This is a genomic window from Streptomyces naganishii JCM 4654 (assembly GCF_014650575.1).
Lineage (GTDB): Bacteria > Actinomycetota > Actinomycetes > Streptomycetales > Streptomycetaceae > Streptomyces > Streptomyces naganishii.
Genome location: NZ_BMVF01000040.1, coordinates 1 through 11,707, shown reverse-complemented (window position 1 = coordinate 11,707; position 11,707 = coordinate 1). Strand labels below are relative to the sequence as shown.

Annotated in this window: 5 protein-coding genes; 1 reads left to right on the top strand and 4 read right to left on the bottom strand. The window is 69.9% G+C overall.

Annotated elements, in window-relative coordinates:
* Positions 1-661 precede the first annotated feature (661 nt).
* From IE217_RS34135 to IE217_RS34120, 4 genes are all read right to left on the bottom strand, one after another.
* Positions 662-961, bottom strand: a complete 300-nt coding sequence (locus tag IE217_RS34135; protein WP_190181846.1) for a transposase — start codon at positions 959-961, stop codon at positions 662-664.
* Between the two features lie 438 nt (positions 962-1,399).
* Positions 1,400-2,833, bottom strand: a complete 1,434-nt coding sequence (locus tag IE217_RS34130) for a hypothetical protein (RefSeq protein ID WP_190181845.1) — start codon at positions 2,831-2,833, stop codon at positions 1,400-1,402.
* Between the two features lie 20 nt (positions 2,834-2,853).
* The gene (locus IE217_RS34125) at positions 2,854-8,625 is read right to left on the bottom strand and encodes a hypothetical protein (protein WP_190181844.1); all 5,772 of its coding nucleotides are present in this window, start codon (positions 8,623-8,625) and stop codon (positions 2,854-2,856) included.
* Between the two features lie 695 nt (positions 8,626-9,320).
* Positions 9,321-10,394, bottom strand: a complete 1,074-nt coding sequence (locus tag IE217_RS34120) for a tellurite resistance/C4-dicarboxylate transporter family protein (RefSeq protein ID WP_229865854.1) — start codon at positions 10,392-10,394, stop codon at positions 9,321-9,323.
* Between the two features lie 306 nt (positions 10,395-10,700).
* Between IE217_RS34120 and IE217_RS34115 the strand changes: the two genes are divergently transcribed.
* The gene (locus tag IE217_RS34115) at positions 10,701-11,618 is read left to right on the top strand and encodes a glycosyltransferase family 2 protein (RefSeq protein ID WP_190181847.1); all 918 of its coding nucleotides are present in this window, start codon (positions 10,701-10,703) and stop codon (positions 11,616-11,618) included.
* Positions 11,619-11,707: the final 89 nt, after the last annotated feature.

The following is an 11,707-nucleotide window of genomic DNA, read 5'->3' as shown; positions in this document are numbered from 1 at the left end:
AACCTTCTACGAACCCCGAACCCCACAGCTCGCTTGACGAAGGACATAGAGGCACCCCCCCGTCCTGCCCCACGACATCGCCGCCCTCGAAGCCGAACGCTGCGGCCCTTACCGCGACGCTTTCGGCCTCTGCAACGGCTGCGGCCGCGTCCAACGCCGCTGCGCCGCCAACGACCCGCAGCGATCCCCCGAGTCGCTGCGCGCCGCGTACGCCCAGCCCTGGAAGTGGATGCCCTGCCCCCACCAGTGCGGCTACGTCGGCCAGCCCGAGATCCGCCCCAGCATCCTGTACGGACTCATCCCCCCAGATCAGCCCCACACCACACCGGACGGCGCCCGCTGACCCCGCCAGGAAGAAGACACCCATGCCCTTCATCCCACCGGGAGACGACGGACGTACATTCGGATCCATGGATGAGCAGCCCAGACGCATCGGCGCCACCACCGACCGCGCCACCGCGGCGTTCATCCTGCACTGCACCCCGAACCAGGTCGGCTACTGCGCCCACTGAGTGCCTGCCGCGCCCAGTCAGAGGCCCTACTCGGGCGGACTCGCCCTCGCGCCAGGCGTAGTAGGAGGAGCGGGCGACCTTCAGCACCCGGCACAGCAGGACGATAGGGTAAGTCGCCTTCTCCGCATGGATCAACCGGTACAGCTCGCTCACCGGTCGTTCTCCTTCACGAAGAAGGCCGTCGCTTTTTTCAGGATCTCGATCGTCTGCTGCTGTTCGCGGACCTCCCTGCGCAGCCGCTTGAGTTCCTCGCGCTCGGCGCTGGTCAGCTCACCGGACTCGCCCTCGTCCCGGTCCGCCTTGGCCCGGCGGTACCAACCGCGCAGGGACTCCGAGCTGATACCGAGCTCCCGGGCAACCGCAGTGACCGTCTTGCCCGAGGAATCGACGAGCGCGATCGCGTCCCGCTTGAACTCCTCGGTGTACCGCTTCGTGTACTTGCTTCCCACCTGGTGCTACTTCCTCTGGAACCTCAAGATCCCAGTCTCCAGGTGTCCACGATCAAGGGGAAGCTTCATGAGTCCACCTTGTCCACCGATGGGTGGGACTTCTGGCGTACGACAGACCCAGTCTGCGGCGACGAAGTATCCCTAAAGACACTACGACGTCGGGTCGTCCACGCCCAGCGTGATCAGTGAGAGTCCTGCCGCTGAGAGATGCCCTTCGCACTTTGACCGGCGACAGGAGCCGACTCTCGGATCAGCTCGTCCTCGCTCCGGGCGCGACATGATGAACAGGGGCGGAGACATGCCAGACCGCTCCTCTGGTGTGCCGACCGGCGTTCATCCGACGACATGGGCCGCCCGTGTCGGGACGCGGAGCAAGCGTCGTTACAGCGGTCTCCAGGGACGTCTGGTCCGGTGGCGGCGCGTGCTGACTCCTGACTGTCAGCGGCACAGTTCCTTGATTAGGCGGTGCAACTGGTTGCCGTCGAGCGGGGTGCGGTGGGCGAGCAGGTTGCGGGCGTCGCGCAGGGTGCGGAGACGATGGCGTTCCCTGGGGGTGAGGGCGATGGCGCCGTCGAGGTAAGCGCCCCACATGGCGCCGAGCTCCAGGGTGTCAACGAGGTCGCCGGGAGGCTCAGGGGCGGCGTCGGGGTCGCGTCGGGGGCCGTACTCCTCAGCGAGCCGCGGCAGCGGTACACGGGCCCGGAGCCGCACGGTGGCGACGAAGCGTTCCCGGGCGTCGTCCAGCAGCGGGAGCAGGACGTGGTTCTGAGCCAGCCAAACCCTGGCGGCCACCACATGCTCGTGGTTGAGATCCTGGCGTGGATGGTGGCGGAGCCTGCCGTCCCAGCTGTCGACGGCGACCGCGTTCCAGGCGGGGAGAAGGCTTTCATTGGGGCGCTGCCCTGGATTCCGGGTTCCTTCGGCCCGTCGCGGGGGGATGGCCTCCGCCGGTACAGAGAACACCGATATGACGTCGTGGAGCGCGGCCGACAGCGTTTCCAAGCGGCCGTCCTTCCAGCGGGCAGCTAGGGCGGCCGCCACATCGAGGAACGGGCCACAGATCTCTGTAATGGTGGCCTGGGTGACGGCTTCCTGCAGGTGATGGCGGTCCACGGAGGAATTCACCGGTGGGCGGGCCAGAGCCACGATCGTGGCGGTGTCCAGGCGCCCGGTGGCTCCCCACCACCAGTGGACCACGACGTCCTCGCGCGCCAGCTGGGCGGGTAGCCCCGTTGGCAAGTCCTCGGTGGACGCCACGACCAGGACGCGCGGCCGCCGCGCGGGCGGGAGTCCGGCCTCTTTGCCGGTCGCCACTAGGCGGCGCAGCAGGTGGGCGGCGGCGGACGGCACCGGTTCGCGCCAGGCCCGCACGACCACGGGCCTGGTCTCGGCGGGGCCGCTCCGGCCGCCGGTGAGGCGGGCAAGCACATCGCCAGCAGTGTCGTCGCCGGTCGCCTCTGTTCGGTCGGTGAAGTCCAGCTCCTTGGCGAGCCGCTCCAGCAGGCGGGCCAGAGCCTCGGCGGGGGCGGGAGGGGCCGAGGGCTCCGGCTCGGCTGGCGAAGGGGCGGTGACGGAGAAGAGGTCCGACAAACCGTCGTCGTAGTCGAGGACCGGGGCCAGACCGGACCACCGCGTGGGGGCCGGGGGCTGAGCCGGCATCAGGGGTCGGAGGGCCAGCGGCGCGGCGGGGTCGTCCAGCGGCAGCAGCACGAAGTCGGCAAGCTCGTGCAGCAATTCGTCGAAAAGTTGCTCCGCCGGGCAGTCGGGGCCCTCCAGCAGCTTCCGTGGTAGTAGCCACAGGCAGCTGCGGCCGCTGTTCAGGTCCGCCAGCAAGCGGCCCAGCCAGATCTTGATCCCGGGCAGAGCAGTCACTTCGGCGGCGGTACCGGTGATCAAGAGTGCTGCCCCACGGTGTTGAGCGCCCGGAAGGTGACGAGGTCCAGCGCGTATCCCTTCTCACTGTCGTCCAACACGCCGTGGTCGGCGAGCCGGTCAGTGAAGCGACGGACCTCGTCCAGGCCGAGACCGGTGACTGCGGCGATGTCGCCGCGGTTGCAGCACTCGCCGGGCTCGATGTACTGAACCCAACCCGCCAGCAGGTCCTGCATGCTCCGGTCGAGCTCGACCCGGTCTAGGTGGTCGCGGGCGACGCCCTCCCGGGAGTACTGGGCCCGGGTCGTCTCCAGCGCCGCCTCGAGGGTGGCGCCTCCTCGGGTGGCGAGGTCGACGGTGCGCTCGACCAGGCCAGGCCAGCCGCCGGTCGCTTCCATCAGTCGCTCCCGTTTGTCTGGAGTGTCGAACGGGCACTCCGGCCAGGCTCGGAGGCTGTCGGTGTTCCACCGCTCCGGCCGCAGCACCCGGGCGACCTGCTCGTCCCAGAGGACTTCCTGCGCCCTCGGGTCGACCAGGGCGATCCCCGCACGCGGCGGCGCCCCCTTAGGGCCGACCGTGTGCTGACGCAGCCGCTCCAAAGCTTGGCGGAGCGTGTCCAGTCCGCAGTAGCGCAGGTCGGCGACGACCACGCTGGGATCCCGACCGCGGGTCGTCTGGGTCAGCACGTCCACCAGGGTGTCCGGGGCAGCGGTGTGCACGGTCAGGCCGCGCGCGTCGGCGTAGGAGCGAATGGCTGGCTCCATCAGCTCCGGGCCGTGCGCTTTGGTCAGACAAACCAGGGTCAGACCAGGTCCGGTCGCCTCGTACAGCTGTTGCTCGGTAAGCGGGCTGTACCGGCTCACGCCCGACCGGTCTGTGCCGAGCAGTCGGCGGGAGAAGCGCGGGTTGTAGTCGTAGGGCAGGCTGAACTCGGTCTGTTGCAGTTCCAGTTCGAGGTCCTCACGAGTGCCCAGCATGTGCACCACGTTGGGACTGCGCACCGCATAGTGACGGCGGTCGGCCTGCTGGATCAGCAGGCCGAGGCCCACCATCTCCTCCAGGTAGATCTTCACGTCGCTGGCGGTCAGCCGGCGGAAGCCCTCCGGCCAGTTCCGCTTGGCCTCTCTGAGCAGTTCGTCGGCGTCGTAGCCGCGGTGGAAGCTGTCGGCCTGGCTGCGCAGGGCAATCGTCAGAGCGAGCACCCGGTAGCGGTCTTCCAGGTTGATGGTCAGCCGCAGCCGCTCGGCGATGCGGCGGTGCACCTCGGCCGAGCCCGCCACTGCGCGGATGTCCTCCTCCGTGACGGTGATCGGCCACTGCGCCGAACCCAGCGGCTTCTCTCGCAGTGCGGTGACCAGGCGCTCGCAGAAGATCTGCACTAGACATGCCTGGTAGTTGGTCGCCGCCAGCACCCGCCACACCAGCTCCGGACGCTCGAAGCGGTAACCGAACGCCGCCATCGGCTCCACTACCAGGCGCTGCGCCTCGGCCGGCTTGAGTGGGCCGATCAGCTCTTCGCCTCCGTGCGCCAGCGGCACGTTGGACAACCTGCTGAACCGCTGCACCTGGTGCAGACCGGCGAAGACCACCTTGAAACGGCGGTCGGTGCTGTCCATCAGCCCCTTGAGCCGTGCCACGTTGGCAAACGTGCCCTCCCCGCCGCTGCCACGCACCGCCTTCGAGTCGGCGGTCAGGAAGGCGTCGGCCTCATCGGCGAGAATCAGCACTCGCCGTTCGCGGTTCTCCTCCAGCCAGCGGCGCACCTGCTCCGATAGCACGTCGGGCGACCCCGCCGTGGACACCTTCGGCCCCAGGACGCCGACTCGCTTCAGTTCCGTCGCGAGCACCGGCCAGATTCGGTCAGCGGGCTCGGCCTCGCCCACGCCCCGCGCCTTCAGATCCAGGTAGACGGCCTTACGGTCGGGGGAAGAGGGGAAGTCGGCCTCGACCTTGCGCAACAACGCCGACTTACCCAACTGGCGTCCGCCGTACAGGAAGAGAGCGCCCAGCGGGTCGGTGACGGCGGCCATCTCACGGGTCCGACCGTAGAAGACCTCCGGCGGCACCAGGCCAGCCACGAACGGCGTGTACGGGTTGAAGCCGGTCCAAGGCAGGGTTACTCGCTGCACGGCCCGGAACGAGCGCGGAGAACGCGCCGCCACCCAGCCGAACACGGCGGGGTCCACCACCAAGGCCTGAGACGTGGAGGTACGTGCGTGCACGGCCATGCCCCTACGGCCCGCCAGTCCCAGCGGGTACAGGTAGAGGATGATGCACGCCCCAGTGTCGCTGCGATCCAGCAATTCAAGGGGACTACGCCCACGTTGCTCGTCCGACACCACCAGCACCGTGTACGTGGTGGCCGCCGAGCCGAGGTCGGCGACATAACCGGGAACGCTCTCGCTGGCGCGGAGCTTGGCGGTCAGCCGGAGGATGCCGCGCACCTGACGGCTGTCGTCCCGGGCCGGCGGCCGGCCCTCTAGCCCCAGCAGGCGCAGCACCGCCGGCACGTGCTTCTGCCATTCCGCACCACGCGTGGAAGGCTTGCTGAGCGCGTCCCAGGCCTCCAGGCCCGCCAACGCGCCCTCGGTGAGTGGTTGTCCGTCCGCATAGTGCTCCGCCCACGGAAGCGCCGAGAAGCCCTGCTGGCCTGCCTTGACCGGGGCGACGACCCCCAAACTGGCGACGAACCGGTCCAGGTCCTCACCTCGGTCCGCGCCGCTCCACTCCGGCAGCGCGTCCCCCTTGCGCAGGATCGCCAGGCACTCCTCCGCGGTGACCGTGTCGCCCGTCTCCAGCAGGCTGGTGATCTGCTTGCGGTCCTTTTCGGAGAGGGGCAGCGTCTCCAACTGGTTCCGCAACCGCTGCACATACGCATCGACGCGGCCCCGCAGGTCCTCCTCGAGCTGGCGTATCGCCGCAACGGTGGACCGGAAGGCGCCCTCCGGAAACGGCTGCTCCAACTGCTCGAGACGGCCCACAAGTTCCCGCTCAGTCAGATCGTCCAGGCTCTGCTGGGTACGGAGTTCTGCCAGCAGGCCGGCGGCGATCCGGTGCGTCTCGGACCTGATGTTCGACCAGCGCGCCCACTGGGCGTCCCGCTCGATCCGCCAGCCGGACGGCAACTCCTCCGGCCCGGCGGTGGCCGCGGGCACCAGTCCCTGTTCCAGCGCCTCGACCAGCGCGTCGGCCAGGTGCAGGTCGCCACGCTCGGCGTAGGCCGTCAGCACCGCTGGAATGTCCACCGGCTCCAGCAGCGACGCCACCGCTTGTGCGAAGCCGGGAGCGGTGGCGTCGGGCGCGCCATTGGGGGTGCGGGGCAGGTCGGGGGCGGCCAGCAGCGCCACGGGGCCGGGCACGTGGCCGGCGGAGGCGAGCGGGCCGGAGTCAGCTTCGATACCGGTCTCGTCGGCATCGCTGTCGGTGATAACACCGAGCGTCCGGGAGATGGGCGCGCGCTGCTCCCCCTCCAGCCAGCCGCGCAGACACAGCAGCGCCGCGCCTTCCATACCCGGCAGAGCGTCTAGACCGCGCACCCGGGCCAAGGCGTGGCTCAGTACGGTCACCGTGCCGCTCCGCTCCTCGACCTCGGGCGCGGCCAGCGCACGGGCCCGGGAGAGCAGGTTGGCCACCTGCTCGATCCGGTTGAGCAACGAACGCTTGGCCTTGGCCTCGATTGGCTCCTTGGCCTGCTTGGGGGTGCGGATGGAAGCGTCAGCCTCTTCGATGATCCGCTCCGACGAGTCGCGCTTGCGGAACGCCTGCCACGCCTCGTCCAGCACTGAGGCATCTGTCTTCCCGGAAGCCCAGTCATGCACGGCATTCAGGGCACGGCCCAAGGGCTGCTCGGGGCGCATCAACAGATTCTGCACCTGGGTAGCCCGTGCGTAGCCGATCTTGCGCTTCGGTAGCTCGACCTTGAGTTGGCCAGCCTCTTTGGCGATGCCGGAGCGGGTGAGGGCCGGGCCCTCATCATCACCCGGGTGCAGGGTGGCGGGGTCTACCCGGTGGTAGCGCCGCAGAACGTCGATCGCGCATTCCAGTAGCTGACTCCAGGGGCCGGACAGGAAAGAGCAGGGATCGGTCTGCAGCAGCAGGTCGTTGGGCCAGCCCACGACCAGTCCGGCGCGGACGGAGGCGACCGCGGCCAGGACCAACGCCGGTCGGTCGCTCTGCACTCTCTCCAGATCCGGGGCGAACCGGGTCATCACTGGCGTGGCGTCCTCGGGAGTGGTGCATGAAAAGGCAGCGTCCGCGAACGCCAGGCAATCCGCGCGGTGGACCGGCTCGCCGGACCCCACGGTCATCCAGTACGCCTCCTGGAAGCGACCCGCGCTTACCAACCGCTCCACGGGGGAGGCCGTGGAGCCGGTAGAGTCTCCGGCGGCGGGGGCATGCCAGGGGAGACATGTCTGTTCGGAAGGCTTGGTCTCCTGGGGCCTTCCAGTTTCCGCAGCGGCCTCGGCGGGCACAACAGACGGCCCAGGCGTTTCGGCCTCCCAGGCTGTAGGGCCCTCAGTGCCCTCGGCCGGGTGCGGCGCGTCGGGCCGGGTCGCGGCGCCGACCAGGGCGCCGGCCTGAGAGGCAGCCGCTGCCGGGGAGGCCTTGGCCCGTTCAGCGGCGATCGGTACGTCGGTTGGGCCGCCTCCGGCCTCCGCGGTGGCCTTCTCGACCGCCCCAGCCGGGCTCTCCGCCGTCGGCGACTCCTCGGGCTGCGACTTGGCGCCAACGGCCGCCGCACGGGGAGCGGGAACGGGGGGCTCCTGGGACGGAGTTCTGGCGCCGGGGCTCAGGCCGGCGATCTCCTCATCGAGTGTCCGCAGGGTCTCCCGCAAGGATTCGAAGTAGGCGCCGCCGCCTCCCTGTTCGGCCTTGTCCACCAGCGGCAGCAGAGCCTGCCGCTGCTCCTGGAGCATGGCGAGCTGGTGGGCGCGGGCCGTCTCGTGTTCCTCCTCTTCCCGCAACTGCTCGACAGCTGCCTCGAGTTCGCTAAATCCCTCCTCGGCGGACCAGCCGCAGCCCGCCTCCCGGATAAGGTCCGCCACGGCGGAGCGTTCCACCGGCCAGGCGGCCGCCTGCTCGAGCAGCCCCTGGGGCAGCTCGAACCCGCCTGCCACCCGCTCGGCCGCCAGTTCAAGAGCGTCGGCGAGCTCTGCGGCGTGCGAGCGGAGCGTCCGCAGGGCCTCAGCCGGCCCTGCAGCGACCGCCACGTCCGCAGCGTCCTCCCACGTCACAGCTTCTCCCATGTCGTCTTGCCGCTGCCGCGGGTCGGGGTCCGTTTCCCCAGTCTGCTCGGCGGTTTCTTCCTCAGCCTCCTGCATGTGGGCTTCGCCATCTTTGCTGCATGCCCAGTCGGCGCCTGGACGTTCGGCGGCTTCGAGCAGTCGGTCCCAGTGCTGCTCGGCCAGTGTCCGTCGCGGGGTGTCGCCCTCCAGGAGTATGGAGTGAAGGGCGAGACGGGCCAGCATCGGCGGCAGGGAAATGATCACCGACTCCAGAGTGCCCAGGTCCGGATCTCGGAGAGTGTCAGCCTGGAGATTGCCGTGACTCACCAGCAGGTGGCCGCTGAAATCGGCTGCCGCGTCGGCAATCTGCTTGAGGTCACGCGTCTGGGCGCGGCTCAGCCAGGCGCGAGCGGAAAGCAGTTCCCGGCGGCCCAACCGGGGAAGGCCGCCGCGATGAGGGATCCCCGCCCGGTAGGGCAATGGTCCTGGTATCTGGATCAGTTCACGAAGCCGCACATCGTCGAGCCCGGTCAGCCAGGCCTTCAGGTCCCCACCCGCTTTCGCCATGACGAGATCATGCCAGATCGGGGCACATTGCGCAGCGGCTGGGGCAGTGCCATCACGGACCGATGCCTTTTCGTCGGTTCAAAAATGTCCCGGCGGGCCATCCAGATCGGCAGGTCGATGTCCTGCAGAAGCGGGAGTCACGTCTTGCTGTTGTGCGACCACGCTCGTCAGGTTCAATCGACGAGGCCCTCATCGGTGCTGACGGCAGGCACAGACCCTTTCAGACCAATGCGAGGCTGCACTAGAACGGCAGGGCCAAGTTAGGGCCTCTCCTCTTGGCATCGCAAGGTCGGTGCGCTGGACGCCCCTTTGCCGCCCGGCTCAGAACTGGAGGCCCGCCCGGCTGGGCCGGGACAGCCCGCAGGCGGGGCCCTCATGGGTCCAAGATGGGTCCGGAAGGGCGGTGAAACCCCGTGAACGATCACCACAGCCCGGGTATCCCCATGCTCGCTGACCTGCACAGACGGCAGAAACAAGGACAGGAAGTGAACCTTGAGGCAACGCTCTGGCGAGCTCGTAATGCGTAGGTCTCGGGTTCGAATCCCGAAAGCGGCTCCACTGAGAACCCCGGTCAGACATTCCTGGCCGGGGTTTTGCCGTTCAGCCGTTGCTGTTCAGCTTTTGCCGTGCGCCCTTTGAGGCGCGGCGCTGCCGGCTCGCGGGAGTTGACGTGCCTCACGGCGACGGGGCAGGCGTCACTCGCTCACCTGGGGCGTCTGCCTCCGCGGGCCGCGGGCGACGAGGGCGTGGAGCATGGCGGCGAAGACGAGGGTCCAGGCGGTGAGGGCGACCCAGAGCCAGGAGCGGCCGATCCACTCCACGATGGGGAGGTTGTCGGCGCGGCCGAGGTACATGCCGGCGACGGCGTACATGCCCAGGGGGAAGACGATGCTCCACCAGGTGGGCTCGTAGGTCAGGGGCACCCGGTGGACGCGGTGGCGCCAGACGCCGACCGCGATCAGGACCGGGATGAGCCAGGTGGCGAAGCACCAGAAGACGACGGACATGCCGGCCACCAGCCCGCGCACCGCGTCGACCATGGGCGCGCTCTCCATCTCCACGATGCGCGCGCCCGCGACCACGGTGATGGCGACGGCGCCCATGGAGACCCAGTAGGGCGGGTCGAGTTCGCGCGGTTCGAGGACGTAGAGCATCAGGCGCAGGGAGACGAAGATCGCGGAGGCGGCGTAGAGGACGCAGCCCACCGACCAGGAGAAGACCGCGACGACAGCGAGGCCCTGGCGGGCGCTCGCGTAGTGCGGCTCCAGGGTCGCGGCGGCCACGGCGACCGACTGGCTGGCGACGACCCAGACGAACCAGGTCCCGTTGGCGGCGGCCACGACCGGGCGTTCGCTGCGGCCCAGGACCGCCGCCCAGGGGATGGTGTAGCCGAGGACGACCCAGGTGAGCGCGGCGATCACGAGCAGGACGGTGGCGGGGAGGAGGTGCCCCTGGCCGGCCAGGCCGACCGCGAGGACGTTGGTGCCCGCCACGAAGGTGAAGAAGAGGAACGCCTTCCGGGTGTCGTGGGCGTCCGCGGCGAGTTCCCGGCGGTGGGCGGCGAACCGCCAGGCGGTCAGGACGACCAGCAGGGTGTACTCGGCCGCGGTGAGCACGAGCAAAGCTTTCGCCACCGGGGTCCAGCCGCGCAGCTGGCAGCCGACGGAGATGATGCCGGTGGCCATGACAAGGGCGAAGTACCCGGGGGACAGGTGCGCCGGCGCCAGGCCCGCCTGGCGTGGGGACAGAGTTACAGGTGTGGTTGACACGCCGGAACCGTATGCGAAGCGGGACCCGCTTGGCCCGGGACGTTCGGCCCTGCCGGGCGGGAGGCCCCGGCGGGCCGGTGCCGGAAGACCTCCGCGCCCGCGCCCGCGCCGTCCGCCTCCGCGCTCTTCCGCTTCAAGAGGACGCAAAGCGCTGTGGGGTGCGGACAACCGGCGCCGGCAAGGGGACATCCTGGTGAACGAGGAGCGCCGTGCGGTGGGAGCACGGACGCCGCCGGCGCCGGATGGAGTGAGCAAAGCGTGGTGGAACCGGGGAAGGCGGGGGAGCCGACGGATGCGGCGGGGCCGATGCCGCCCTTGCGGCCGGCGGGGCCGGGCGGCCCCAGGATCGCCGTCGCCGTCGTGACCATGGGCAACCGGCCCGCGGAGGTCGACGCCCTGCTGGAATCGGTGGCCAAGCAGGACCTCGCCCCCGCCCGCATCGTGATCGTCGGCAACGGCTGCCGGCTGCCCGAGTTCGCCCGGCGGCTCTCCCTGCCCGGCGAGGTCACCACCGTCGACGTCGAGGAAAACCTCGGCTGTCCCGGGGGCCGCAATGTCGCCCTGGCCCGGCTGCGCGAGTTCGGCGACGTCGACGTGGTCGTGGACCTCGACGACGACGGGCTGCTCGTCGACGCGGACGTGCTGCGCCGGGTACGGGACCTGTACGCCGCCGACCCCCTGCTCGGCATCGTGGGGTTCCGCATCGCCGACGAGCACGGCGAGACCCAGCAGCGGCACGTGCCCCGGCTCGGCGCGTCCGACCCCCTGCGCGGCGGTTACGTGACCGGGTTCCTCGGAGGCGGGCACGCCCTCAGCATGCGGATGCTCGAGCAGACCGGGGACTGGCCGGCGGAGTTCTTCTTCGCGCACGAGGAGACCGACCTCGCCTGGCGGGCCGCCGACGCGGGCTGGCGGATCCTCTACGCGCCCGAACTGCTGCTGCGGCACCCGAAGACCTCGCCCGCCCGGCACGCCATCTACTACCGCGTCACCGCCCGCAACCGGGTCTGGCTGGTCCGGCGACGGCTGCCCCTCCTCCTCATCCCCGTCCACCTGGGCGTGTGGACGCTCCTCACCCTGCTGCGGACGCGGTCGCTCGCCGGGCTGCGGGCGTGGTTCGGCGGGTTCGTGGAGGGCGTGTGCCGGCCCGCGGGCGAGCGTCGGCCCATGCGCTGGCGCACAGTGTGGCGGCTCACCCGGCTGGGGCGGCCACCGGTCGTCTGAGGGGGGCTCGGGTCCCCCCGGTCGTCTGAGGGGGGTGCCTCTATGTCCTTCGTCAAGCGAGCTGTGGGGTTCGGGGTTCGTAGAAGGTT